General features: G+C 70.7%; 23 protein-coding genes. 16 read left to right on the plus strand and 7 right to left on the minus strand.

Features of this window, described 5'->3' with window-relative positions; all coding sequences use genetic code 11:
• Positions 1–6: 6 nt before the first annotated feature.
• Both AB0M59_RS42815 and AB0M59_RS42820 read left to right on the plus strand, forming a co-directional pair.
• Entirely contained in the window at positions 7–1578 is a 1572-nt protein-coding gene (locus tag AB0M59_RS42815; protein ID WP_364627279.1) for a histidine kinase, read from the plus strand.
• Positions 1575–2249, plus strand: coding sequence for a response regulator transcription factor (locus AB0M59_RS42820; protein WP_364627280.1), 675 nt, complete (start codon positions 1575–1577; stop codon positions 2247–2249). Before AB0M59_RS42815 ends, AB0M59_RS42820 begins: the two co-directional genes overlap by 4 nt.
• On the opposite strand, the gene AB0M59_RS42825 is transcribed toward AB0M59_RS42820, so the two are convergent.
• Positions 2194–3339, minus strand: coding sequence for an FAD-dependent monooxygenase (locus AB0M59_RS42825; RefSeq protein ID WP_364627282.1), 1146 nt, complete (start codon positions 3337–3339; stop codon positions 2194–2196). The two genes, AB0M59_RS42820 and AB0M59_RS42825, sit on opposite strands and share 56 nt — an antisense overlap.
• A gap of 50 nt (positions 3340–3389) precedes the next feature.
• Here AB0M59_RS42825 and AB0M59_RS42830 point away from each other — a divergent pair, with 50 nt between their 5' ends.
• Positions 3390–3941 carry a TetR/AcrR family transcriptional regulator gene (locus AB0M59_RS42830; protein ID WP_364627283.1) on the plus strand — a complete coding sequence of 184 codons (552 nt, stop codon included), beginning with the start codon at positions 3390–3392 and terminating at the stop codon, positions 3939–3941.
• A 582-nt stretch (positions 3942–4523) separates the two neighbouring features.
• On the opposite strand, the gene AB0M59_RS42835 is transcribed toward AB0M59_RS42830, so the two are convergent.
• From AB0M59_RS42835 to AB0M59_RS42850, 4 genes are all read right to left on the minus strand, one after another.
• On the minus strand, positions 4524–5315 hold the full coding sequence (locus tag AB0M59_RS42835; RefSeq protein ID WP_364627285.1) for an ABC transporter permease: 792 nt from the start codon (positions 5313–5315) through the stop codon (positions 4524–4526).
• Positions 5312–6226 (minus strand): ATP-binding cassette domain-containing protein, encoded by a 915-nt coding sequence (locus AB0M59_RS42840; protein WP_364627287.1) that lies wholly within the window; start codon positions 6224–6226, stop codon positions 5312–5314. Before AB0M59_RS42840 ends, AB0M59_RS42835 begins: the two co-directional genes overlap by 4 nt.
• A gap of 93 nt (positions 6227–6319) precedes the next feature.
• Positions 6320–8932: an ATP-dependent helicase C-terminal domain-containing protein gene (locus tag AB0M59_RS42845; RefSeq protein ID WP_364627289.1), complete on the minus strand. Its 2613-nt coding sequence runs from the start codon at positions 8930–8932 to the stop codon at positions 6320–6322.
• Positions 8929–9759 carry a glutamate ABC transporter substrate-binding protein gene (locus AB0M59_RS42850; protein WP_364627291.1) on the minus strand — a complete coding sequence of 277 codons (831 nt, stop codon included), beginning with the start codon at positions 9757–9759 and terminating at the stop codon, positions 8929–8931. The genes AB0M59_RS42845 and AB0M59_RS42850 overlap by 4 nt, the downstream gene beginning before the upstream one ends.
• 67 nt (positions 9760–9826) lie before the next feature.
• On the opposite strand from AB0M59_RS42850, the gene AB0M59_RS42855 reads away from it, so the two are divergent.
• The 6 genes from AB0M59_RS42855 to AB0M59_RS42880 all read left to right on the plus strand — a co-directional run bounded on the left by AB0M59_RS42855 (position 9827) and on the right by AB0M59_RS42880 (position 13655).
• Positions 9827–10366: a MauE/DoxX family redox-associated membrane protein gene (locus AB0M59_RS42855; RefSeq protein WP_364627293.1), complete on the plus strand. Its 540-nt coding sequence runs from the start codon at positions 9827–9829 to the stop codon at positions 10364–10366.
• A 72-nt stretch (positions 10367–10438) separates the two neighbouring features.
• Positions 10439–11176 (plus strand): thioredoxin domain-containing protein, encoded by a 738-nt coding sequence (locus AB0M59_RS42860; RefSeq protein WP_364627294.1) that lies wholly within the window; start codon positions 10439–10441, stop codon positions 11174–11176.
• Positions 11177–11286: 110 nt separating this feature from the next.
• A complete protein-coding gene (locus AB0M59_RS42865) occupies positions 11287–11637 on the plus strand; it encodes a hypothetical protein (RefSeq protein WP_364627296.1) in 351 nt (116 codons plus the stop codon).
• A complete protein-coding gene (locus AB0M59_RS42870; protein ID WP_364627298.1) occupies positions 11634–12761 on the plus strand; it encodes an NlpC/P60 family protein in 1128 nt (375 codons plus the stop codon). The genes AB0M59_RS42865 and AB0M59_RS42870 overlap by 4 nt, the downstream gene beginning before the upstream one ends.
• Positions 12762–12770: 9 nt before the next feature.
• Positions 12771–13151: a YbaB/EbfC family DNA-binding protein gene (locus tag AB0M59_RS42875; RefSeq protein WP_364627299.1), complete on the plus strand. Its 381-nt coding sequence runs from the start codon at positions 12771–12773 to the stop codon at positions 13149–13151.
• 6 nt (positions 13152–13157) lie between these two features.
• Positions 13158–13655 (plus strand): YbaB/EbfC family nucleoid-associated protein, encoded by a 498-nt coding sequence (locus AB0M59_RS42880; protein ID WP_364627301.1) that lies wholly within the window; start codon positions 13158–13160, stop codon positions 13653–13655.
• Between the two features lie 49 nt (positions 13656–13704).
• Here the strand turns inward: AB0M59_RS42880 and AB0M59_RS42885 are convergent, their stop codons facing one another.
• Positions 13705–14550, minus strand: a complete 846-nt coding sequence (locus AB0M59_RS42885) for an alpha/beta hydrolase (protein ID WP_364627302.1) — start codon at positions 14548–14550, stop codon at positions 13705–13707.
• A 14-nt stretch (positions 14551–14564) separates the two neighbouring features.
• Entirely contained in the window at positions 14565–15056 is a 492-nt protein-coding gene (locus AB0M59_RS42890; RefSeq protein ID WP_364627304.1) for a DUF664 domain-containing protein, read from the minus strand.
• 154 nt (positions 15057–15210) lie between these two features.
• On the opposite strand from AB0M59_RS42890, the gene AB0M59_RS42895 reads away from it, so the two are divergent.
• The 7 genes from AB0M59_RS42895 (at position 15211) to AB0M59_RS42925 (ending at position 23131) form a co-directional block, all read left to right on the plus strand.
• The gene (locus AB0M59_RS42895; RefSeq protein WP_364627305.1) at positions 15211–17037 is read left to right on the plus strand and encodes a glycoside hydrolase family 3 N-terminal domain-containing protein; all 1827 of its coding nucleotides are present in this window, start codon (positions 15211–15213) and stop codon (positions 17035–17037) included.
• Between the two features lie 32 nt (positions 17038–17069).
• Positions 17070–18347 carry a ThuA domain-containing protein gene (locus tag AB0M59_RS42900; RefSeq protein WP_364627306.1) on the plus strand — a complete coding sequence of 426 codons (1278 nt, stop codon included), beginning with the start codon at positions 17070–17072 and terminating at the stop codon, positions 18345–18347.
• Between the two features lie 94 nt (positions 18348–18441).
• Positions 18442–19740, plus strand: a complete 1299-nt coding sequence (locus AB0M59_RS42905) for a family 1 glycosylhydrolase (protein WP_364627308.1) — start codon at positions 18442–18444, stop codon at positions 19738–19740.
• A gap of 70 nt (positions 19741–19810) precedes the next feature.
• The gene (locus AB0M59_RS42910; protein ID WP_364627310.1) at positions 19811–20995 is read left to right on the plus strand and encodes a lipid-transfer protein; all 1185 of its coding nucleotides are present in this window, start codon (positions 19811–19813) and stop codon (positions 20993–20995) included.
• A gap of 8 nt (positions 20996–21003) precedes the next feature.
• Entirely contained in the window at positions 21004–21435 is a 432-nt protein-coding gene (locus AB0M59_RS42915; RefSeq protein ID WP_364627311.1) for an SRPBCC family protein, read from the plus strand.
• Positions 21432–22262, plus strand: coding sequence for a MaoC/PaaZ C-terminal domain-containing protein (locus AB0M59_RS42920; protein WP_364627313.1), 831 nt, complete (start codon positions 21432–21434; stop codon positions 22260–22262). The genes AB0M59_RS42915 and AB0M59_RS42920 overlap by 4 nt, the downstream gene beginning before the upstream one ends.
• Positions 22262–23131, plus strand: a complete 870-nt coding sequence (locus AB0M59_RS42925) for an SDR family oxidoreductase (protein WP_364627315.1) — start codon at positions 22262–22264, stop codon at positions 23129–23131. Before AB0M59_RS42920 ends, AB0M59_RS42925 begins: the two co-directional genes overlap by 1 nt.
• Positions 23132–23201: the final 70 nt, after the last annotated feature.

Consider the following 23201-nt stretch of genomic DNA (forward strand, 5'->3'; position numbering starts at 1 on the left):
GTTCCTGTGCGAGAGGTGACGAAGCGCAGGTGGCGCGTGGTCTTCGACGTTGCCCTCGGGCTGTTCCTGGCCTTCATCGTCGTCGCCGACGCTTTGGGCGAGCGGACCTGGGAGCTCGTCGCCGGGCTCGTCGTCGTCGCGGGATCGGTCGTGACGGCCCGGCGGTACCCGGCCGTCTCGCTCGGCATCGCTCTGGTCGGGACCCTCGCCGCCCCGTTCCCCTACGGCGACCGCGTGCCGGTGTGGACGGTGTTCGTGCTGGTGGCGATGAGCTACCAGGCCGCGCTGCGGATGGAACGGGCCCGTCCCGGCGTCCTGATCGGCGCGGCCGTCTCGCTGCTGGGAATCCCGGTGTCGCTGCTCGTCGCACCCGACGGCCTCGGCGACTGGGGCTCGATGATGGCGATCCTGGTGTTCGCCGGGCTGTCGCCGTGGCTGCTCGGCCGGTACGTCCGGGTGCGCGGCGAGCTCGCCCGCTCCGGGTGGCGCCGGGCCGAGGAGATGGAGAGCAGGCAGCGGCTGGTCGCCGACCAGGCCCGGCTGCGCGAACGCGCGCGGATCGCCAGCGACATGCACGACTCGCTGGGCCACGAGCTGAGCCTGATCGCCGTCCGCGCGGCCGCACTGGAAGTCGCGGGCGGGCTCGACGACGTCCAGCGCGACGCGGCCACCCAGCTGCGGACGAGTGCCGCGTCGGCGACCGAGCGGCTGCGCGAGATCATCGGTGTCCTGCGCGAGGACGCCGCGCCGGTCGAGCCGGTGCAGGGTGACCTGGGGGAGCTGATCGCGCGGGCCCGGGCGTCCGGGCTGCTCATCGACGCGGGCGTGGACAGTTCGCTGGCGCCGCCGATGGTCGCGCGCGCCGCTTACCGCGTGGTGCAGGAAGGTTTGACGAACGTGGCCAAGCACGCGCCGGGCGCCGCGGTCACCGTGCGCGTGGCGAGTACCGGCTCGGAGACCTCGGTCAGCGTCGTGAACGCGCCGCCGCCCGCCGGGCCGTTGCCCGGGGCCGCGTCCGGGCACCTCGGGCTGATCGGGCTGCGCGAACGCGTCCGGCTCGTCGGCGGGACGCTGCGCGCGGGGCCCCGCGATGGCGGGTTCGCCGTCACCGCGACGCTGCCGCACGACGCCGCGCCGGTCGAAGAGACGCCGGAGCTGCGGGAAGCCGCCGACGACGAGGTCGGGCAGTCGACGTCGGCCCAGGCGCTGGCGCTGGCCCGCCGCGACGTGCGGCGCACCCTGATCTACGCCGTCACCATCCCGCTCGCGTTGTTCGGCGTGCTCCTCGCGGTCAGCGGGATCGCGTTCCTCTACCAGTGGAACTCCTCCGAGCTGCCGGGCGCGGTGTACGACCGGGCGCGGGTCGGGCAGGCGCGCGCCGACCTGGCGCCGCAGCTGCCGGAGCACCAGCGCGCCGCCCGCCCGACGCGGGGCGAGCCGCCGCCACCGCCCGGCGCCGTGTGCGAGTACTACGGCAGCGGGAGGTCGTGGCTCGACGCCGAGTACGCCGCCTACCGGTTGTGTTTCGCCGAGGGCAAGCTCGTTTCGAAGGACTGGTTCACCGAGGGGGATGCGTGATCAGGGTCGTACTGGCCGACGACGAGGCGCTGATGCGGGCGGGGGTGGCGGCGATCCTCGGGGCGGACCCCGGGATCGAGGTCGTCGGCGAGGCCGGTGACGGGCGATCCGCGGTGGCGCAGGCGCTCGCCACGCACCCGGACGTCGTGCTGCTCGACATCCGGATGCCGGGCTTGGACGGGCTGGGCGCGGCCGCGGAGATCCGGCGGCTGCTGCCGTCCGTAGGCGTCATCATGCTGACGACGTTCGGCGAGGACGAGTACATCGAGCGCGCGCTGGGGCTCGGCGCGGGCGGGTTCCTGCTGAAGTCGGGCGACCCGCGCGAGCTGCTGGCCGGCATCCACGCCGTCGCCGACGGGGCCGCGTTCCTCTCGCCGAAGGTGGCGCAGCGGGTGATCGCGCGCCTGTCGGGCGGCCGGCTCTCCCGGGCCGCGGCGGCGCGGTCGAAGGTCGCGGTGCTGACCCCGCGCGAGCGGGAAGTGCTGACACTGCTGGGCTCCGGACTGTCCAATGCGGACATCGCGGCGAAGATGTTCGTCGTCGAGGGCACGGTGAAGGCGCACGTGAGCACGATCCTGACCCGGCTCGGGGCGAAGAACCGGGTGCAGGCGGCGATCACGGCGTACGAGGCGGGGCTGGTCGGGGGAGACGCGGAGGCCGCCACCCCGTGATGTCCTTGCCGACGCGGACGGTCACCTGCGCCGGAAGGGTTCTCAGCAGCGCGGTGCGCATCTTGACCGCCACCGGGTTGGCCAGCTGCGGGCCGACCTTACCCATCCGGACGGACTCGCGGGCGACCTTCTGGCTGCGCGGCCGCCGTTCTCCGTCGTAGGCCGCGAGTGCTGGCGCTATGTCCTTTGTGGACAGCTGGTGGGCCAGTACGGTCGCGTCTTCGATGGCCTGGCAGCCGCCTTGGCCGAGGAAGGGCGGCATGGCGTGGGCGGCGTCGCCGAGCAGGGCCACCCGGCCTTTCACGTAAGTCTCGAGCGGTGTGCCCAGGTAGTAGAGGTCGTGGTGGAGCACGGCTTCCGGCGGCGTGGCGTCGATCAGCGCCGGGATCGGGTCGTGCCAGTCCCCGAAGTGCTGCTGCAGGTACTTCTTGGGGTCGTCCGGGCGGTTCCCGGCCTCCGTGACGTAGGAGACCCACCAGTAGACGTCGTCGCCGGTCAAGGGGAGGACGCCGATCTCGGTGCCGCGGTCGAAGCTGGTGCTGAGCCGGGCACCGGGGAACTTCGCGACACCGCGGAACGCCGTGCTGCCGCTGTACACCGGTTCGGGGTGGCGCGGGAAGAGCGCGTGGCGGATCGGGCTGCGGATGCCGTCGGCGGCGACGACGAGATCGGCCTGGAGTTCTCCACCGGTGAAGCGGACTCGTCCGTCTTCGTGGACTTCGGTGACTTCGGCGCCGGTCTTCAGGCTCTCGGCCGGGACGGCGTCCCGCAGGGCGGCGATGAGGTCCCGCCGGTGGATGGCCCCGAGCGGCCGGCCGTGGATGCGTTCGAAGGCGGCGGAGTCGAAGCGGGTGACCCGCCGGCCGCGCCGGTCCCGGAAGCCGCCTTCGTGCTGGGCGGCGAGGTGCTCTCCCAGGTCGACGCCGAGTTCGTCCAGGCAGCGCAGGGCGTTCGGCCAGAGCGAGATCCCGGCGCCGACGTCGCCGAACTCCTCGGCTTGTTCGAGCACGGTGACCTGCCAGCCGATCCGGTGCAGCCCCGCGGCCGCCCCCAGTCCGCCGATTCCGCCGCCGACCACGATCGCGTGCATGACTCCTCCTCTACATCTGTAGAGGACTCTACACCTGTAGAGTGCCTTTCGTGGACCGTCTTTCTGTGATCGGCGACGCGGCGATCGAAGTGATCGCGGCGGAGGGCATGCGCGGGCTGACGCATCGGGCGGTCGACCGGCTTGCCGGGTTGCCCGTGGGTTCGACGTCGTACTACGCGCGGACCCGGGCGGCGCTGCTGGAGCTGACGATCGCGCGGATCGTCGAGCTGGACCAGGCCGAGGTCCCGCCCCCGGCCGGCGGCTTGCCGGAGTCGGTCGCGGGCTACGTGTACGAGGCCTTGGGACCCGGCCGGACCCGCATGCTGGCGCGGTACGAGCTGGCATTGGAAGCGACCCGGCGCCCGGAGCTGCGCGCGCGGTACGACTCGGGCGGGGCGGTGATCCGCCGCTTGGCCGCGGAAGCACTGGAAGCGGCGGGATCCACGGACCCGGTCCGCCACGCGACGCTGGTGGTCGACTGGATGGACGGCACGATCTTCGGCGCGCTGGCCGGGGCTTCGGTACCGCCTTCGCGGGAATCGCTGGTGGCGAGTGCCCGGGAGATCCTCACCGGCATCGGAATCGGCATCGACCTCGACTGAACCCGGCTATCCCCAAGCTGGCGCGAATGTGGACAACCGGGCCTCCGCTGCCGAGTTTTCCCGGCTTTGTCGGAGGTGGCCGATACGCTGGAAGCGGGGCCGGCCCCCAAGGGAGGGCGGGGGCTTTCGGCGATGGTTTCGGCGATGGCCGGTCGCCGCTCGCCGCCTGGCCCGACCCCGTGTCTTGAATGACTCATTCAGGTCTTCGGAGGTCCTGAATGACTCATTCAAGACACGCCGGCACCCCCGAGCGACCGCCGATCCGGCTCGGCCACCCGACTTTGCCGGGTCCCTGAAGGGGAGGGCGGGGGCCGCTCGGGGGTCGAGCGGGGCCGCTTGAGGGAGAGCGGGGCTGCTCGGGAGTCAAGCGGGGCCGGCTCGGGGGAGGGCGGGCTGCTCGGGGTCAGGCGGGCCTGCTGGGGGTGGGCACGGGCTGCTTGGGGTCAGGCAGGGCTGCTCGAGGGTGGGCAGCGCTGCTTGGGGCCAGGCGGGGCTGTTGGGTGGGCCCGGGTTGCTTGGGGTCAAGCGGGGCCGCTCGGGAGTGGGCGGCGGCTGCTTGAGGTCAGGCGGGGCTGCTTGGGGTCAGGCGTCGCGGCGGCGCAACACTCCCGCGCCCACCAGCAGCGCCGCCCCTGCCCAGGCCGCGCAGATCAGCAACCCCACCCACGGCGCGTACGGCGCCGGCGCCATCGTGATCGGGTTCGGCTGCCCGGCCTCGACCATCGCGTTCACCCCCGCGATGCCCGGGAAGTACGACACCAGCTCCGGCAGCCCCAGCGACGCCACGATCAGCGGCAGCGGCACCAGCAGCACGATCACCGTCACCAGCGTCCCGGCCGCGCTGCGCAGCGCCCAGCCGACGCCCGTGCACAGCAGCCCCAGGAGGGCGAAGTACCCGCCCATGCCGGATGCCGTCGTGAAGCCGGCTTCGAGGGTCGTCGGCAGGCCGTGGCCGTTCTTCACCGCTCCGGCCAGCGTCATGCCCGCGCAGGCGAGGACTACGCCGTAGGCGAAGAGCACCGGCAGGAGGATCGCCGACTTCGCCAGGACCACCCGGGAGCGGACCGGCGTCCACAGCAGCGTCGAGCGGATGCCGCCGCCGGTGTACTCGCTCGTGACGAACAGCGTCGCGAGTGAGATCACCGCGAACTGCGTCAGGTAGAAGGCGCCGCCGAGGGCGATGGTGTTCGCCGCCTGGGGGTCGTCGTCGAAGCGCTGGGCGATCCCGGACAGGGTGCTGTAGGCCAGCATCAGCGCGATCCCCGCGATCAGGCACCACCACGTCGCCCGGACCGACCAGAACTTCGTCCACTCCGCCGCCACCGCGCCGGACAGCCCGCCGCCGCGCACCTCCGAAGACGTCACCGTCGTCATGCCGACACCCCGTATTCCACCGAAGAAGCGGTCAGTTCCATGTACGCCTGCTCGAGCGACGCCGTCCGCTCGGCGAGCCCGTGGACGCGGATTCCCAGCTCGTGCACGAGATCGCCGATGCGGGCGACGTCGAGGCCGTCCACCACCAGTTCGTCCGGTTCGCCGGGGTGAGTCAGGGCGCCCTCGGCGCGCAGCCGCTCGTCGAGCTTCGAGCGTTCGCCGTTGGCCGGGACGCGCACCGAGACCGTCGTGCGGGAGTTGCCCGCGATGAACTCCGCCACCGGCGCGTCGGCCAGCAGCTTGCCCTTGCCGATCACGATCAGGTGGTCGGCGGTCAGCTGCATCTCGCTCATCAGGTGGCTGGAGACGAACACCGTCCGCCCCTCGGCGGCCAGCGAGCGCATCAGCTGCCGGACCCAGCGGACGCCGTCCGGGTCGAGGCCGTTGACCGGCTCGTCGAACATCAGGACGCCCGGGTCGCCGAGCAGCGCGCCGGCGATGCCGAGCCGCTGGCCCATGCCGAGCGAGAACTGCCCGGCCCGCTTGCCGGCGACGTCCGAAAGCCCGACGGTCGCGAGGACCTCTTCGACGCGGCTCGTCGCGATCCCGTTGCTGCGCGCCATGGCCGTGAGGTGCTTCCCGGCGCTGCGGCCGGGGTGCAGCGCCTTGGCGTCGAGCAGCGCGCCGACCTCGCGCAGCGGGTGCCGCAGCTGGGCGTAGCTCTTGCCGCCGACCAGCACCTCGCCTTCTTGCGGGTGGTCGAGCCCGACGGTCATCCGCATGGTCGTCGACTTCCCGGCGCCGTTCGGACCGAGGAACCCGGTCACCTGGCCCGGCGCGACGTCGCAGGTGAGCGCGTCGACGACGGTCTTTTCCCCGTAGCGCTTCGTCAGTTTTCGAAGCGTGATCATGAATCCTCCCGGTGGTTCGCCTGTACCGGGAGTCTCGGGTTTGGGGGACGGCGGGGGCATCGGCCGACGGTTGCGACCGGCCCCCGACTTTCGTCAGGTGCGGCGGCGGGTGTGCCGGGTCGGGACGGCGGTGGCCGGGTCCTCGGGCCAGGCGTGTTTCGGGTAGCGGCCGCGCAGGTCGGCGCGTACCGACGGGTAGCCGGTGGCCCAGAACGACCCGAGGTCGGCGGTGATCGCGGCCGGGCGGCCGGCGGGGGAGAGCAGGTGCAGGACCACCGGGACGCCGGCGATGGTGGGGGTTCCGGTCCAGCCGAAGGTTTCCTGCAGCTTGACGGCGAGCACCGGCTGGTCGCCCTGGTAGTCGACGCGGATGTGGGACCCCGACGGGACTTCCAGGCGATCCGGCGCGAGTTCGTCCAGTTTGGACGCTTCTGGCCAGGGCAGGAGGGCTTTCAGGGCAGTGCCGGCGTTGACGGTCGCGAGGTCCGACTTCTTCCGCGCTCCGGACAGGTCGAGCCATTTGTCCACATCGGCGAGCAGAGTGCTGTCGTCCACAGCGGGCCAGGGTTCGCCGAGGACGCGGTGCAGGAAGGCCATCCGCTCGCGCAGACGGGTCGCGTCCTGGCTCCACTTGAGGAGGCCGAGGCCGTTCTCGCGGAGGCCGGTGACGAGGGCGTCGTGGACGTCCGGGTTCTTGAGGGGCTTCTCGGACAGGACGATCGCGCCGAGCTTGCGGACCCGCCGGGCGACGACGTCGCCGTCCCAGGTGACTTCGTCCACTTCGGACACTTGGCCGACCCGGGTGGCGAGCCGCTCGTCGGCGGCCGCGGCGAGCCGGATGGTGCCGTGGACGCGGCCGGGGTCGCGGGTCGCTTCGGCGATGGCCAGCCATTCGGAGTCGAGCCCGCTGCCGGGTGGCAGTTCGGCCGCGGTGCCGCCGGCCATGAGGTAGACGGGCGCGCCTCCGGGACGGCGCCGGGCGAGCCGCTCGGGATGCGCGAGCGCGACGACCAGCGCGGGATCCGAATCCGACCGGCGATCGGCGGCCGGGCCGGCCGCGCGGCCGCCGCCGGTGGGAGAACGATCGGTTGGTGCTCGGTCCGCTCTGGTTTCGTTCTTGCCGGTGGGAGAACGATCGGTTGGTGCTCGGTCCGCTACGGTTCGGTTCTTGCCTCCGGGAGAACGATCGGTCGGTACTCGGTCGGCTCCGGCTCCGGCTCCGGCTCCGGTCTCGGCCGAGGCAGAACGACCGGTCACTCGCCGACTGGCGGGGCGGTCCGCGACCAGACCCTCCAGCCGCCGGGCGTCTCGCTTCCAGCGGCGCGCGGGTTCATCAGAGGCGCTACGCAACCGGCGCAGCTCCGCGGCGACGTCCGTCAGCGTCGCGCCCGCGTCCAACAGTGCCACCACCTCCGCCGCGTTCCGGGCACCGACCTCCGCAGCGCCGTCCAGCAACGCGCGCGCCAGCCGCGGGTGCAGCCCCAGCTCCGCCATCCGCCGCCCGCGCGCGGTCACCACGCCGTCCGCCGTCGCTCCCAGCGTCGCCAGCAGCGCGCGCCCCGCCGCGAGCGCGCCCTCGCCCGGCGGGTCCCACCAGGCCAGCCCCCTGCCGTCGGGCGTCGACCAGCACGCCAGCTCCAGCGCGAACCGGGCCAGCTCGGCCGTCCGGATCTCCGGCTCCGGATACGCCGGGAGTAAAGACTGTTCGTTCTCGGCCCAGCAGCGATAAGCCCGGCCCGGCGCCTCACGCCCCGCCCGCCCGGACCGCTGCGTGGCCACCGCCGCCGACACCCGCACCGTCGCCAGACCGGGCAGGCCACGCCGGTGGTCGACCCGCGGCACCCGCGCCAGCCCCGAGTCCACGACCGCCCGCACGCCCGGCACGGTCAGGCTCGACTCCGCCACGGCCGTCGCCAGCACGACCCGCCGCCGCGAACGGGGCCGCAGCGCGTCGTCCTGGTGTGCCGCGGAAAGCCGTCCGTGCAGCGGCAGGACGTCCACATCGGACAACCGCAACATCCCCGACGTCCGCGCGATCTCACCCGCACCGGGGAGGAAAGCGAGCACGTCACCGTCCCCTGAGGACAGTGCCGTCCGCACCGCACGCGCGACACACGCCTCGACACGCTCACCCCGCGCCGGCGGAACGTAGGAGAAGGAAACGGGGAACGTCGGCGCCGTCGCCGTGATCACCGGGGCGTCACCCAGGAGCGTCGCGAGCCGGCCCGCGGCCACCGTCGCCGACGTCGCCAGCAGCCGCAGGTCGTCGCGCAGCCCCGCGCGGACGTCGAGCAGCAACGCCAGCAGCAGGTCGGCGTCCAGGTGCCGCTCGTGGCACTCGTCCAGCAGCACCGTCGACACCCCGGGCAGCTCGGGATCACCCTGCACGCGCCGCACCAGCAGACCCGACGTCACGACCTCGATCCGCGTCCGCGCCGACACCTTCCGGTCGCCGCGCACGGCGTAGCCCACCGTCTCGCCGACCGGTTCGCCCAGGATGGCCGCCATCCGCGCCGCCGCGGCCCGCGCCGCCAGCCGCCGCGGCTCGGCGACCACGACCCGGCCGCCGGAAGCAGCCAGCGCCAGCGGCACCAGCGTCGTCTTCCCCGTCCCGGGCGGCGCGACGAGGACGGCGGTGCCGTGGGCGTCCAACGCCGAAAGAAGCTCCGGCAGGACCGCACGGACGGGCAGATCGGGCAGCTTCACTTCTCGGTGACCTCGGGAGGGGACGGCAGCTGGTACCCGGACGGCCCGATGTTCGCGTTGAGCGACCGCAGCCATTCGCCGGAGGAGATCATCTTGCGGATCGCGTCGTCGACCGCGTTCACACCCTGGCCGTCGCCCTTGCGCAGGCCGATGCCGTAGCTCTCCTTGGAGAACGGCTTCCCGACGACCTTCAGCAGCTCGGGATCCCGCGTGACGTAGCCCGCGAGGATCACCCCGTCGGTGGTCAACGCGTCGATCTGGCCGGCGAGCAGCGCGGTCACGCAGTCCGGGTAGCGCGGGTATTCGACCAGCTGCACGGCCTGCGCGAACTTGTCCTTCACCTGCTGCGCCGGCGTCGAGCCGGTGACCGAGCACAGCCGGCGCCCGTTGAGCGTCTCCGGGCCGGTGATGTCCGGTGACGTGCGCCGCACCAGCAGGTCCTGCCCGGTGGTGAAGTACGGCCCGGCGAACGACACGAGCTGCTTGCGCTTGTCGGTGATCGAATAGGTCGCGACGACCAGGTCGACCGCGCCGGAGGTGAGGTCCGTTTCACGCGTCGCGGACGTCGTTTCGCGCCACGTGATGTCCTTCGCGGCGACCCCCAGTTCCGATGCGACGAAAGTCGCGACGTCGACGTCGAACCCGACGAATCTCCCGTCGATCGTGCGCTCGGAAAGCCCCGGCGCGTCGAACCGGATGCCGATGGTCAGGTGATCCGTCGCACTGGCGCGGGTCACCAGCGAGTCGGTCGGCGAGACCTTCGACGGACCGCACGCCGACACCGTGACCAGCAGCAACGCCGAGACGAGGAGCGCGCGCCACCGCATTCCGCCGCTCCCTCCACCACCGCCGTGCCCTCACGAAGTTCTCAGGTCCTCCCGTTAGCCTAAGTGCGTGGTGCGACCGTCCCAACCCGTACTGGACGCCGTCGGCACGCTCGCCCGGGTGGGGCTGGCGGCCGTCTGGCTCGTTTCCGGTGCGCTCAAGCTGGCGGATCCGGGTCAGACGTTGATCGCCGTGCAGGCGTACGACGTGCTTCCGGACGCACTCGAAAACGTGGTGGCCATCGCGCTGCCGCTCGTCGAACTCGTGCTCGGGCTGTTCCTGCTCGCGGGCCTGGCGACCCGGTGGGTGGCCGGCGCCGCGCTGGTGCTGCTGCTGGTGCTCATCGCCGGGATCGCCCAGTCGTGGGCGCGCGGGCTGAGCATCGACTGCGGGTGCTTCGGCGGCGGCGGCCAGGTGGCGGCGGGGCAGACCGAGTACCCGCAGGAGATCCTCCGCGACTCCGGTTTCGCGCTGCTGGCCGTCTGGCTGCTGGCGCGGCCGCGCACGCTGCTGTCGCTCGACGGCTGGCTCGCGCGAGGTCGCGGGGACAGTCGCGGGAACTCTGACGGACCCGAGCCCGACTACTCGGGTATCGCGGAAGGGAACTGATACACAGTGGGTGGAGCTGAGCGGACCGCTCGGAAGCGTCGTCAGGCCACGCAGGCCGGGGGAGCGAAGGCGGTGGCCCAGGCCAGGGGCGCGTCGACCGACAAGCGGAAGTGGATCATCGGGATCGCCGCCGTGGTCGTTGTGGCCGCGTTGGTGATCGGCGGCGTGATCTGGACGATCTCGGACAAGAACAAGACCGGCGGGCAGGTCATCGACCCCGGCACCAGTTCGCTGGCCGGGGACGTCACGCAGAAGCGCGACGGCGTCGTCGTCACCGTCGGCAAGGCGGGCGCGAAGGCCTCGATCGACGTCTACGCCGACTTCCTCTGCCCGATCTGCGGCCAGTTCGAGAAGACCTACAAGACCGACGTCGAGCAGGCGATCAACGACGGCAAGCTGCAGGTGCGCTACCACATGGTGCCGCTGCTCAACGAGCGTTCCGACCCGCCCGGCTACTCGCTCGACTCGGCGAACGCGGCGCTGGCCGCGGCCGACGCCGGCAAGTTCCTCCAGTTCCACGACGCGCTGTTCGCGAACCAGCCCGAAGAGGGCAAGCGCGGCTACGACAAGGCGCAGCTGATCAAGCTCGGCACCGACGTCGGCATCACCGACCCGGCCTTCGCCCAGACCGTCAACGCCGGCACGTACGACCAGCAGGTCAACACCGCTTTCCAGCAGATCGAGAACGACCCGAAGCTGTCGCAGGACTTCGGCAACGGGCAGAGCGGCTTCGGCACGCCGACGGTCACCTCGAACGGCGCGATCGTCAACTGGCAGGACCCGGGCTGGCTCGCGAAGGTCACCGGCTGAGTCCGGGCAATTCGCCCACTCGGGTACGGACCGTGGACTAGGCTGTCTTCCGCAGCAGGGGAACCGGGGGTGGCGCGCGCACGTCGCACTCCCGGTGACAGGGAGGGCCAGTGGACGGTTCGCAGCAGGGGTTTCACGTCGACGACGGCGCGTACGCGCGGTACGCCCGCGAAGTCGACCCGCTCGGTGACGACGTCAAGGGCGCGGCCGACAACCACGTCGGCCCGCACGTGACGCTCGGCGGCCACGGCTTCTCCGAGATGGGTGGCGAGTCCGGCTTCTCCGGCGCCTACAGCGGCCGGATGCGCGCCCTGCAGGAGCGGATGCACCGCGTCGGCGGCGGCTGGCGTCAGGTCGGCGAAGCCGCCCGGCAGACCGACCACAACTACGCGGCGGTCGAGGGCGAGCACGGCGACGTCGTCCGGCGGCTCGGCGGCGACCTCGGGCAGGACCGCGCGTGACCGAGCACCACACCGACCAGCTGGTCCGGCACAGCCTGGACACCACCAACCAGTTCGCGGACAAGCTGCGCCACGACCCGGCCGCCATCGGCGGCGCGCGGGACGCGCACGTCGCGCTGCAGACGTCGGTGGGGCGGACCCGCGACACCGCGGCCGACCAGCGCGTCACCCTGACGTCCGCCAGCTCCGGTTCGACGACCGACCGCGCCACCGCGACGTCGCAGAGCCTGGAGAAGGAAGTCCAAGACCTCCTCGACGAGAGCGCCGAGATCGAGAAGGCCGTCGCCGAGGCGGCCGAGACGCTGAACCTGGGCGAGATCAAGAACGACCAGGTCCGCGACCAGATCATCAAGGAGATCTCGGCGTCGATGAAGGCGCTGGCGGCGGTGAAGTCGATCCAGCCGCCGGAGAGCCGGGCCGCCGCGTCGCGCGACATCCTGATGAAGCTGCAGACGAAGATCAGCCAGCTGACCGGCCAGGCCGCGACCTTCAGCGAGCAGACGATCAACCAGCTCACCGACATCGGGACGCGGCTGGGTGGCGGCGAGCAGACGACGTCGTCGAGCAGCGCGGCCCCCACCAAGGTGGCCTCGTCGTTCAACAGCAATTCCGGCTACTCGGGCGGCTCCGATGGCGGGGGCGGCGGTGGGGGCGGCGGCGGTGGCGGGGGCGGCGGCGCCGTGCACAAGCCGCGGCTGCCGGTCGCGATCCCGCCGCAGCCCGGCTCCGGCGTCGCGATCAACCTGCCCGGCGGCAAGCAGGTCATGGCGCCCAACGAGACCGCGGCGAAGGCCGTGCGCAACGCGCTTTCCCAGCTCGGCGTGCCGTACGTCTGGGGTGGTACCGCGCGCGGCCAGGGGCTCGACTGCAGCGGCCTGACCATGACGTCGTACCAGGACGCGGGCCTGCAGCTGCCGCGGACGGCGGCGCAGCAGACGGTCGGGGCCGAGGTGCCCTCGATCGACCAGCTGCTGCCCGGCGACCTGGTCGTCTGGTCCGGGCACGTGGCGATGGTGATCGGCGACGGCCAGATGGTCGAGGCCGGCGACCCGGTGCAGATCAGCAAGATCCGCACCACGAACGCGGGACAGTCGTTCATCGGCTTCTACCGCCCGACGGGGTGACTTCGCATCGTGGCTGACTTCGACATCGACCTGGCGTCTTCGCGGATCGTGGAGCAGGCGGACCGCGCGGGCGCCGAGGCATCGGCGCGTTTCGAACGCTCCGGGCCGGTGGTGGGCACGGCGTCGTCCCCGGACAGCACCATCGAGGTCCAGGTCGCGCCCGGCGGACTGCTGACCGGGCTCAGCATCCACCGGTCGGCGCTGCGGCACGGGTCGTCGGTCATCGCCGACCAGATCCTCGAGCTGGCCCAGCGCGCGACCCGCCGGGCGGGCGACAAGATGTACCACGCGCTGGCGCCGGTGGTGGACGCGTCGCAGCTGGAAGTCCTGGGTTATGAGGCGATCCCGGACGACGACCCGGACGCCGACACCTACTCGTACGGAAGGTGAGCGCCGGTGATCACGACACGTGAGCTGATTTCCCAGGCCCGGGCGCGCGAAGAGGCGATGGCCCGGGTGGACGAGCTGCTGGCGTCGGCGTCCGGCACGGCCCACGACGCCGACGGCCAAGTGGAGGCGACGGTCGACGGCCGCGGCAAGCTGCTGCGGCTGTGGCTGGCGCCGTCGGCGGTGAACCTGGGCGAGGGCCTGGGGCCGCTGGTGGTGGAGATCGCCCAGGCGGCCATGCGCGAGGCGACCCAGGACGGCTACAACAAGGTCGCGCTGCTGCTCGGCGAAGACATGACGTACATGATCGAGCAGATGACCGGGATGCCGGCGCCGGCGCGGGCCGAGGACGACGACCCGGGGATGACGGTCGAGGAGTTCCAGCGGCTGCGGGCGGAACGGCTCGGAGTGGCGCCGCCGGAATCACCCGAACCGGTGACGAGCGCCGAGGACGAGGACGCGTATTGGGACTCCTTCGACCCGGCTTCCTTGCGCTCGGACCGCTGAGCCGCCCCCGTTCCGCACGCTACCGGCGGCCACCGACAGTTCCGGATCGCTAAGCCACCTCGGCCACGAGGTCGACGACGTCGTCGAGATGCGCCCGCGTGGTCAGGTGGCCCATGCCGGGGAACACCCGGACGTCGCCGCCGATCGTGCGGTGCACCGCGGGGACCAGTCGGCGCGGTGGCAGGAACCGGTCGTGTTCCCCGACTCCGATGACGCACGGCTGTCCGGCGCGCTGCGTCAGGAGCGAGGCAGGCAGCGGTGGCGGGGCCAGTGTCGTGCGGCAGCAGGCGGCCACCAGCGTCATCCACTCCACCTCCGTCGCGGGTGGCTCCTCATCGGGTCCGACGAACAGCCGCAACATCCGGCGGGTGTTCGCGGCGGTGGGCCGCAGCAGCCAGAGCGTCGAAGCCATGGCCAGCCGCGGATCCACGCTCAACCGCATGATCCCGGCGGGGGAGACCAGCGCCCGGGCCGCGACGCGGGGCGAGCCGGCGGCCAGGACGACGGCGGCGCCCAGCGAGTTGCCCACCAGCACGACGTCTTCGGCGTCCATCGCCGTCAGGACTTCGTCCAGTACCCGGCCGTACCAGGCCGACCTGGTCCGCCGGGGGCGTCGCGGGTCGCTGAGTCCCGGCTGGCCGGGCAGGTCGACCACCGTCGCCGGCCATCGGGCCGACAGCGCCCGCAGCCACGGCAGCGCCACGGCGGCGGTGAACCCGGTGCCGGGCACGAGGACGACGCGCGCCCGTCCGGTGCCGGCCGAGGTCAGCTCGACGCGCCCGGCGCTGGTGGTCAGCGTCGTGCCGGTGATCGGAAAGTCCGCGCGGGCCAACGCTTCCGTGCACCACCGCCGCACCTCGCGGTGGCCGCGCGGGTTCTTGTAGACGGCCGGCATCGGGCCAGTGTGGCTCAGTTCAGCTGGGCGGTCGAGTTCGCGCCGTCCAGGGACTCCCGGATGATGTCCGCGTGGCCCGCGTGCTGGGCCGTTTCGTGGATCAGGTGCAGGACGATCCGGCGGGCCGACCAGAACTGCGGTTCCGGGGGTGACCACGGTGTCATCGGCAGCTGGACCTCGACGTCCAGCGAGGGCAGCGACCGCACGTAGGCATCCGTCTCGGTGGCGGCAGACGCGTAGGCCGACACCCAGTGCGCCAGCGTTTCGCTCATCGAGTACTGCGTCGTGTCCAGCATGCCGTCCGGGAGTGAGCCGTCCGCGGACTTCAAGACCTGGAGCCACATGCGCTCGCCCGTCGCCAGGTGGCGGATCAACCCGCCCAGCGTCAGTTCGCTGACCGTGGTCCGGCGAGCCGCGTCAGCGTCCGAAATGTCCCGGACGGGGATCAGCAAGCGCTTCCGCACTTCCGCCAGCAGGCCCAGGAGGTCGTCGTGTTCGCGAGTCATGGAACGACCGTAGAAGCCAAATAGGCCAGTACGTGACCGCAATCGGCAATCCCGCTGAGCGGAAACCGAGTTCGGTCAGAGGTCTGGACCAACCGTCAAACGCTGTGTCTTAATTCAAGGCGTGAATTTCGGTCTCTCGACGAGGAGGACCCGGATGGGTCTCGGACGCAGACTGGGTATCGGCGCACTGGCCCTGGGGCTGCTGGTGGCGTCGGAAACCCCGGCGCTCGCCGGAAACGGCCCGGCGTACAAGGACTCCTGGCGCCCGGTGAAAGTCCGGGTCGCCGACCTGATGTCGCGGATGACGCTCGACGACAAGCTCGGCCAGATGATGCAGGCCGAGCGCCTCGGCGTGAAGTCGCCGGCGGACGTCACCACCGGCCGGCTCGGCTCGCTGCTCTCCGGCGGCAGCTCGCAGCCGACGCCGAACACGCCCGTCACCTGGGCCGACATGTACGACGGCTTCCAGAAAGCCGCCCTCGCCACGCCGCTGGGCATCCCGCTCATCTACGGCGTCGACGCCGTCCACGGCCACAACGGCCTGTACGGCGCCACCGTCTTCCCGCACAACATCGGCCTCGGCGCGACCCGCGACCCACGGCTGGTCGAGAAGATCGGCCGCGCCACCGCGGAAGAGGTCTCCGGCACCGGCATCGACTGGGACTTCGCGCCCTGCTTGTGCGTCGCCCGCAACGACCGCTGGGGCCGCACCTACGAGTCTTTCGGCGAGGTCCCGCAGCTCGCGACACAGATGTCGTCGATCATCACCGGCCTGCAAGGGAAAGAGCTGGACCGGCCGGGCTCGGTCATGGCCACCGCCAAGCACTACGTCGGCGACGGCGGCACCACCGGCGGCGTCAACGAGGGCAACACCGAGATCAGCGAGCAGGAGCTGCGCCAGATCCACCTGCCGCCGTTCAAGGCCGCCGTCCAGCGCGGGGTCGGCTCGGTGATGATCTCCTACAGCAGCTGGAACAGCGTGAAGCTGCACGCGAACTCGTACCTGATCAACGACGTCCTCAAGAAGGAGCTCGGCTTCAAGGGCATCGTCGTCTCGGACTACAACGGCGTCGACAAGATCGACGGCAAGACCGGCTTCACCCCCGAAGAGGTCGAGGCGTCGATCAACGCGGGCATCGACATGGTGATGGTGCCCTACGACTGGCAGAAGTTCATCGATACCCTGCGCACGCTGGTGCAGGAAGGCCGCGTGCCGCTGTTGCGGATCGACGACGCCACCAAGCGCATCCTGACGAAGAAGTTCGAGCTCGGCCTGTTCGAGCACCCGCTGACCGACCGCCGGTTCCTGAACACGATCGGCAGCAAGCAGCACCGTGACCTCGCCCGCCAGGCCGTCCGCGAATCCCAGGTGCTGCTGAAGAACGAGAACCACGTGCTGCCGCTTTCCAAGCGCGAAAAGATCTTCGTGGCCGGCAAGAGCGCGGACGACATCGGCAACCAGTCCGGCGGGTGGACCGTCGGGTGGCAGGGCACCAGCGGCCCGGTCATCCCCGGCACCACGATCCTGCAGGGCATCAAGAACGGCTCGTCGAAGGTGACCTACGCCAAGGACGGCGACGGGATCGACAAGAGCTACGACGTCGCCGTCGCGGTCGTGGGGGAGACGCCGTACGCGGAGGGCAAGGGCGACCGTCCACAAGGGATGGGACTGGACGCCACCGACCTCGCCACGCTGCAGAAGCTCAAGGACTCCGGGGTGCCGACCGTCGTCGTGCTGGTGTCCGGTCGGCCGCTCGACATCGCGGCGCAGCTGCCGGACTGGGCCGGGCTGGTCGAGTCGTGGCTGCCGGGCAGCGAAGGTCAAGGCGTTGCCGACGTCCTCTTCGGTGACTACAACCCGACCGGGAAGCTGCCGGTGACCTGGATGCGCAGCGCCGACCAGCAGCCGATCAACGTCGGTGACGGCAAGCCCGCGCTGTTCCCCTTCGGCTACGGCCTGCACTACTCGCGCCACTGGTGATCGTTTCCCCGCCCCCACCGGAAGGAACACGCATGTCGTCCAGAGTCCGCCGCCCCCTGATCCGGATATTGGCCTTCTTCGCCGCCTGCCTGGGCTTGAGCCTGGGCGCCCCGGCCGTGCAGGCCGCGACGCCGTTCAAGGTGCTCGCGTTCTACAGCGGCACCTACGACGCCGCGCACATCAGCTTCGAGAAGGAGGCCAACGTCTGGTTCCCGCAGCAGGCGGGCGCCAACGGCTTCACCTACACCTCGACGACCAACTGGAACCAGCTGACCACCATCACGCCGAGCCAGTACCAGATCGTCATGTTCCTCGACGACCAGCCGCAGTCGCAGGCGCAGTTCCAGGGCTTCCAGCGTTACATGCAGGCGGGCGGCGGGTTCTACGGCTTCCACGTCACGGCGTACAACGACAGCTCGACGCCGTCGTACGCCAACTGGTTCCACAACGACTTCCTCGGCACTGGCCGGTTCACGTCGAACACGTGGGGCCCGACGCCGGAGACGCTGAAGATCGAGAACCGCACCCACCCGTCGACGGTGAACCTGCCGGCGACGATCAAGTCCTCGACGTCCGAGTGGTACGCCTGGCAGAACGACCTGCGCCAGAACAGCAACATCACCATCCTGGCGTCGATGGACCAGTCCACCTTCCCGATCGGCACCGACCCGAGCCAGACCTGGAACAGCGGGTACTACCCGATCTCGTGGACGAACAAGAACTACAAGATGATCTACTCGAACTTCGGCCACAACGCGATGAACTACGAGACGAACACCGCGCTGTCTTCGACGTTCGAGAGCGCCGACCAGAACCGGTTCCTGCTCGACGGCCTCAAGTGGCTCGGCGGCGGCTCGACCACGCCGACGGACCCGGGCACGATCGACCCCTCGACTTGGTACGGCGTGACGAACAAGGCGTCCGGCAAGTGCGCCGACGCGCGGGCCGCGGGCAGCGTCAACGGCACCGTGATCCAGCAGTACACCTGCAACGGCACCACGGCTCAGCAGTACCAGTTCGCCGCGACCAGCGGCGGCTTCGACCGCATCAACAACCGCACCAACCCGGCCGAGGTCATCGACGTCACGAACGTGGCGACGACGGACAACGCCGGCCTGCAGCTGTGGTCCTACAGCGGCGGGAACAACCAGCAGTGGCAGCCGGTGTCGGAGGGCAGTGGGTACTACCACTTCGTCGCCCGCCACAGCGGCAAGTGCCTGACCGTGCCGGGAGCGTCCACCGCGGACAGCGTCCAGCTGGTCCAGGCGACCTGTGACGGCAGCGCCGCTCAGTCGTTCAAGGTCGCTTAGCGTTCGGCTCGCGGCGCGTCCGCTGTTCGGGGGATGCGCCGCGAGCTGTCCGACCATTAACATGAAGGTTATTCATGAATGGTCGGAGGGTGCGATGCGGGCGATCCTTGCGGTGTTGACGCTGGTCACAGCGATGCTGGCCGGGTCGACGCCGGCGGTGGCCACGACACCGTTCTTCTGGGGTGTCGCCACCTCCGGCTACCAGGCCGAGGGCTCCGCGCCCGACAGCAACTGGCGCCGCTACGAGCAGGCGAAGACGTCGTCGATCAAGGAGCCCTACCTGCAGTCGGTCGACTTCCGGCACCACTACGCCGAGGACATCGACCGCGCGAAGCAGCTCGGCGTGAACGTGTTCCGCTTCAGCGTCGAGTGGGCCCGGATCGAGCCGCGGCCCGGGCAGGTCGACCAGACCGAACTGGCGTACTACGACGACGTCGTGCGGCACGTCGTGGACGCCGGGATGCGGCCGATGATCACCCTCGACCACTGGGTCTACCCGGGCTGGGTCGCCGACCAGGGCGGCTGGGACAGCGACCGCACGGTCGACGCCTGGCTCGCCAACGCCCGCCGCGTCGTGGACCGCTACAAGGGGCTCGGCGCGATCTGGATCACGATCAACGAGCCGACCGTCTACCTGCAGAACGAGACCACCAACGGCGGGCTCGCCGGCTGGAAGCTGCCGTGGGCGCAGGCGCGGCTGGTGAAGGTGCACCGCGCGGCGTACGACCTGATCCACCAGCTCGACCCGGGTGCGCTCGTGTCCAGCAACACGGCCTACATCCCGGCCGCGCAGGGCGTCCTGGACGCGTCGTTCCTCGACCAGGTGCGCGACAAGCTCGACTTCGCCGGCCTCGACTACTACTACGGCGCGAGCCTCGACAACCTCAGCGCCATCCACGCGGCGAGCGGCGAGTTCTGGAAGGTGACGCCGCAGCCGGACGGCATCTATTACGCACTTCGCTACTACGCACGGAAGTTCCCGAACCTGCCGCTGTACGTCGTCGAGAACGGGATGCCGACCGACAACGGCAACGCGCGGCCCGACGGCTACACGCGCTCGGACCACCTGCGCGACCACATCTACTGGGTGCAGCGCGCGAAGGCCGACGGCATGAACGTCATCGGCTACAACTACTGGAGCCTCACCGACAACTACGAGTGGGGCAGCTACCAGCCGCGGTTCGGACTGTACACAGTGGACGCCCGCTCCGACGCCACGCTGACGCGCCGGCCGACCGACGCCGTCGCGGCGTACCGGCAGCTGATCGCGGGTCACGGCGTTCCGGCCGGCTACGCGCCGGTGCGGCCGCCGGGGTTCTGCTCGGTCGTCGACGGTCTCGGCAGCTGCCTCGACCCGGCTCGGTACCCCGGCCCGGTGGCCCCGCTGGGCTGATTTAGTGCCGCTGACCTGCGGGTCTGCGGTCCGGTCTTGATAAATACATGCCGGTCTGTATGTTTGTTGCATGGCGAACAAGGTGTACGTCGTCGGCGTCGGGATGACGAAGTTCGAGAAGCCGGGGCGGCGCGCAGACTGGGACTACCCGCAGATGGCGCGCGAGTCCGGGACGAAGGCGCTCGAAGACGCCGGGCTCGGCTACGACGCCGTCCAGCAGGCCTACGTCGGGTACGTCTACGGCGAGTCGACGTCCGGGCAGCGCGCCGTCTACGAGCTGGGGATGACCGGGATCCCGGTGGTCAACGTCAACAACAACTGCTCGACGGGGTCGACCGCGCTGTACCTGGCCGCGGAGGCGATCCGCGGCGGGCGCGCGGACTGCGTGCTGGCGCTGGGCTTCGAGAAGATGAAGCCGGGCTCGCTCGGGTCGACCTTCGACGACCGCGAGCAGCCCCTGGGCAACCACCTGCAGGCGCTCGCCGAGATCTCCGAGGTGCTGTTCCCGCCCGCGCCGTGGATGTTCGGCGCCGCCGGTCGCGAGCACATGAAGAAGTACGGCACGACCGCCGAGCACTTCGCGAAGATCGGCGAGAAGAACCACCGGCACTCGGTGAACAACCCGTACGCGCAGTTCCAGGACGTCTACACGCTCGACGACATCCTCGCGTCGCGGATGATCTACGACCCGCTGACCAAGCTGCAGTGCTCGCCGACGTCGGACGGCTCCGGCGCTGTTCTTCTGGCCGGCGAGGACTTCGTCGAGGCGAACGGGCTCGCCGGGCGGGCCGTCGAGATCGTCGGGCAGGCGCTGACGACCGACTTCCGCAGCACCTTCGACGGCAGCGCGAAGAACATCGTCGGCTACGACATGACGCGGCAGGCCGCACTGCAGGTGTACGAGCAGGCCGGGCTCGGGCCTTCCGACTTCCAGGTCGTCGAACTGCACGACTGCTTCTCCGTCAACGAACTTCTGACGTACGAGGCGCTCGGGCTCTGCGACGAGGGCGAAGGCGGTGCACTCGTCGACTCCGGCGACACGACATACGGCGGCCGGTGGGTCGTGAACCCGTCCGGCGGGCTCATCTCGAAGGGGCACCCGCTCGGTGCGACCGGGCTCGCCCAGTGCGCCGAACTGACCTGGCAGCTACGCGGCGACGCGGACGCGCGCCAGGTTCCGGAGGTGCGAGCCGCGCTGCACCACAACATCGGACTCGGTGGCGCCGCCGTCGTCACCGCCTACCAGCGAGCTTAGGAGAAACCATGGGCCGGATCAGCGCGTCCGTCGAACTGCCCGCCGCGCCGGACAAGGTGTGGGCGGAGTTCTCCAACCCCAACAACTTCGAGAAGTGGCTGACCATCCACACCAAGTGGAAGGGCGACGTCCCGGCGGAGTTCTCGCCGGGCTCGCAGGTGTCCGAAGTGGTCACCATGCTCGGCATGGCGAACACGATCACCTGGACCGTCGACGTCTATGAAGCGCCGCACCGGCTGGTCATCTCCGGGACCGGGATGGCCGGGGTCAAGATCAGCTTCTCGCTGTCGGTGGCGGCGGCCGGTGCCGGCTCGGCGGCGAGCATCGACGCCGAGTTCACCGGTCAGATGATCGTCGGCGCGCTCGGCAAGGCTGTCGAGAAGGACGGCAAGAAGAACCTCGACGAGTCCCTCGAGAAGTTCAAGGCCCTGGTCGCATGAAGTTCGATCCCGCCGGCCTCGACAAGTGGACGTCGCCTTCGCGGTTCGACGTCACGCGCGAGCGGCTCGTCGAGTACGCGGCGGCGACCAACGACCCGATCCCGGCCCACCGCGCCGGCGACGTCGCGAGCCCGGTGTTCGCGATCGTGCCGGTGTTCCAGTCGCTGCTGGAACCGGCGCTGGAAGTGGTGCCGACGTCGCTGTTCGGCCGGGTGCTGCACGGCGAGCAGGACTTCCGGTTCCACCGCCCGATCCGGCCCGGTGATTCGCTGGTGTCGCGGGCGAAGATGACCGGCTACGAAGGGCTGCCGAAGGGCACCCGGGCGACGGTGTACTTGGAATGCCGCTCCTCGGATGGTTCCTTGGTGAACGAGCAGTACGTGACGTTCTTCGTCCGCGGCTTCGACACCGGCTCGAAGGAGGGTTCGCTGGGCCCCTCGCACCGCTTCGACGAGGCTCTGCGTGCTCAGGCGCCGGTGGCGAAGGTCAGCCAGCACGTCGACGACGACCAGACGTTCCGCTACGGCCCGGCCGCCGGCGATCCGATGCCGATCCACCTCGACGAGGAGGTCGCGCTGGCCGCGGGATTGCCCGGGATCATCGCGCACGGGCTGTGCACGATGGCGTTCACGTCGTGGGCGGCGCTGACCGAGGTCGGTGAGTCCTCAGTGGACAGACTGCGGCGGCTGGCCGTGCGGTTCGCGTCGCCGGTGCTGCCGGGTCAGGACCTGTCGACGTCGATCTGGGCGGCGGGACCTTCTTCGTACGCCTTCGAAACCACGGTAGGAGACACACTCGTGCTCAAAGACGGACTTGTGGAGCTGTGATGGGTGCACTCGACGGGCGCGTCGCGCTGATCACCGGCGCGGGCCGGGGGATCGGGCGCGAGCACGCCCTTTTGTTCGCGCGCGAGGGAGCTTCGGTCGTGGTCAACGACCTGGGTGGCGCCAACGACGGGAGCGGCTCGTCCGCCGGGCCTGCGTCCGACGTCGTCGCGGAGATCCGGGCCCTGGGCGGTTCGGCGGTCGCGAACACGTCGAGCGTGACGTCGTGGCAGGGCGCGTCGGAGCTGGTCGAGCAGGCGGTGTCGGAGTTCGGGCGGCTCGACGTCGTGGTGAACAACGCGGGCATCCTGCGCGACGCGTTCGTCGCGAGCGTCACCGAAGAGCAGTGGGACGCGGTGATCGCGGTCCACCTCAAGGGGCACGCGGCGGTGCTCCACCACGCGGCGGCGTACTGGAAGTCCTGCGCGAAGGCGGGTTCCCCGGTGGCGGCGTCGGTGGTCAACACGGCGTCGGCGTCCGGAGTGACCCTGCCGAACGCGGGGCAGCTCAACTACGGCGCGGCGAAGGCGGGCATCGCGGCAATGACCCTGGTGGCGGCGGCCGAGCTGGAGCGCTACGGGGTCCGGGTCAACGCGATCGCCCCGATCGCCCGCACGCGGCTGACACTGGCGACACCGGGGATGGGGGCGATCTTCGCTTCGCCGGTGGAGGAGGGCGAGTTCGACGCGTTCTCGCCGGCGAACATCTCACCGCTGGTGGCTTACTTGGCGTCGGAGAAGTGCCCTGTTTCGGGCAAGGTGTTCGCGGTCCAGGGCGGCGCGATCTCGGAACTGGCCGGCTGGCACGACGTCAAGGTGATCGAAACCGAAGGCGCGTGGACGATCGACGACATCGCGGCGAGGCTGCCCTAGCCGGGTCGTGAGTGGGAAACAGTGTTCTAACACTGTTTCCCACTCACGACCGTCAGTCGCGCTCGATGAG

This window comes from Amycolatopsis sp. NPDC051371, from assembly GCF_040682155.1.
Lineage (GTDB): Bacteria > Actinomycetota > Actinomycetes > Mycobacteriales > Pseudonocardiaceae > Amycolatopsis.

What these genes read in the sequence shown, in the direction of transcription:
- AB0M59_RS42905 (WP_364627308.1), top strand. Translation starts at nt 18,442, where the DNA reads ATGCGGGCGATCCTTGCGGTGTTGACGCTGGTCACAGCGATGCTGGCC.
- AB0M59_RS42825 (WP_364627282.1), bottom strand. Translation starts at nt 3,339, where the DNA reads ATGCACGCGATCGTGGTCGGCGGCGGAATCGGCGGACTGGGGGCGGCC.
- AB0M59_RS42910 (WP_364627310.1), top strand. Translation starts at nt 19,811, where the DNA reads ATGGCGAACAAGGTGTACGTCGTCGGCGTCGGGATGACGAAGTTCGAG.
- AB0M59_RS42915 (WP_364627311.1), top strand. Translation starts at nt 21,004, where the DNA reads ATGGGCCGGATCAGCGCGTCCGTCGAACTGCCCGCCGCGCCGGACAAG.
- AB0M59_RS42920 (WP_364627313.1), top strand. Translation starts at nt 21,432, where the DNA reads ATGAAGTTCGATCCCGCCGGCCTCGACAAGTGGACGTCGCCTTCGCGG.
- AB0M59_RS42925 (WP_364627315.1), top strand. Translation starts at nt 22,262, where the DNA reads ATGGGTGCACTCGACGGGCGCGTCGCGCTGATCACCGGCGCGGGCCGG.
- AB0M59_RS42885 (WP_364627302.1), bottom strand. Translation starts at nt 14,550, where the DNA reads ATGCCGGCCGTCTACAAGAACCCGCGCGGCCACCGCGAGGTGCGGCGG.
- AB0M59_RS42840 (WP_364627287.1), bottom strand. Translation starts at nt 6,226, where the DNA reads ATGATCACGCTTCGAAAACTGACGAAGCGCTACGGGGAAAAGACCGTC.
- AB0M59_RS42890 (WP_364627304.1), bottom strand. Translation starts at nt 15,056, where the DNA reads ATGACTCGCGAACACGACGACCTCCTGGGCCTGCTGGCGGAAGTGCGG.
- AB0M59_RS42895 (WP_364627305.1), top strand. Translation starts at nt 15,211, where the DNA reads ATGGGTCTCGGACGCAGACTGGGTATCGGCGCACTGGCCCTGGGGCTG.
- AB0M59_RS42835 (WP_364627285.1), bottom strand. Translation starts at nt 5,315, where the DNA reads ATGACGACGGTGACGTCTTCGGAGGTGCGCGGCGGCGGGCTGTCCGGC.
- AB0M59_RS42900 (WP_364627306.1), top strand. Translation starts at nt 17,070, where the DNA reads ATGTCGTCCAGAGTCCGCCGCCCCCTGATCCGGATATTGGCCTTCTTC.
- AB0M59_RS42850 (WP_364627291.1), bottom strand. Translation starts at nt 9,759, where the DNA reads ATGCGGTGGCGCGCGCTCCTCGTCTCGGCGTTGCTGCTGGTCACGGTG.